The organism is Halorhodospira sp. 9621 (assembly GCF_022228055.1).
Classification (GTDB): domain Bacteria; phylum Pseudomonadota; class Gammaproteobacteria; order Nitrococcales; family Halorhodospiraceae; genus Halorhodospira; species Halorhodospira halophila_A.
In genome coordinates this window covers 1-616 of the sequence record NZ_JAJNRD010000104.1, presented here as the reverse complement: position 1 = coordinate 616, position 616 = coordinate 1, and the positions used below count along the sequence as shown (strand labels likewise).

The following is a 616-nucleotide window of genomic DNA, read 5'->3' as shown; positions in this document are numbered from 1 at the left end:
GGTGCGACGCTCACCGATCTTCACCTTATCGCGCTGGCGGTTGGCGAAGCAGAACAGGTGCGCCGAGAACGGATCGGCCTTGAGCACGTCGGCGACGAGCAGGGCCAATCCGTCAATCTGCTTGCGCATGTCCGTCGCCCCGGCGGCCAGGAACACCCGAGCGTGCGGATCAACGCCGAGTATCGCCAAGGACCTCGACGACACGCCCGAGCGCCTGCGGGTCGAAATCCCGTGCCAGGTACACGGTCCCGCCGGCGAGCTCGATGCGGATGCCGGCATCGTCAGCCCCCGCTCCCGGACGGTGATCGGTCGGGGGCGCATCCGTGACGGCCACCTCCAGCAGGGAAAGCCCCTCGGGCATCGATGGCTTGTCGACCACGGCGTCTTGTGCCCGTGAGCCGAGCCGAGATTTCCACTGCGAGAACAGCGAGGCGCACAACCCCTCCTGGCGGCAGTACTCGGCCTGACTCAGGCCGCTGGCCTGCCAGGCCTGCAGGTGCTCGCGCAAGAATGCACTGCGCTTGCTCATCGTTGCCTCCCCCGTCATCGGCGATCACGGAGCCAACGATGCCCGAGCCTCAAACCGGAAAGAAGGTGGGGATGCTGCGACGCTCAC

The 616-nt window shown here is 67.0% G+C and carries 2 protein-coding genes; both read right to left on the bottom strand.

The genetic code is table 11. The annotated features are described in order from the left end of the window. Nucleotides 1–279, bottom strand: a 279-nt coding sequence (gene tnpB / locus LRF89_RS13670) for an IS66 family insertion sequence element accessory protein TnpB (protein ID WP_443134971.1), incomplete at its 3' end; no start/stop codon positions are given. Then, nucleotides 170–529, bottom strand: a complete 360-nt coding sequence (tnpA, locus tag LRF89_RS13300) for an IS66 family insertion sequence element accessory protein TnpA (RefSeq protein WP_238637381.1) — start codon at nt 527–529, stop codon at nt 170–172. The genes tnpB and tnpA, both read right to left, overlap by 110 nt. Nucleotides 530–616: the final 87 nt, after the last annotated feature.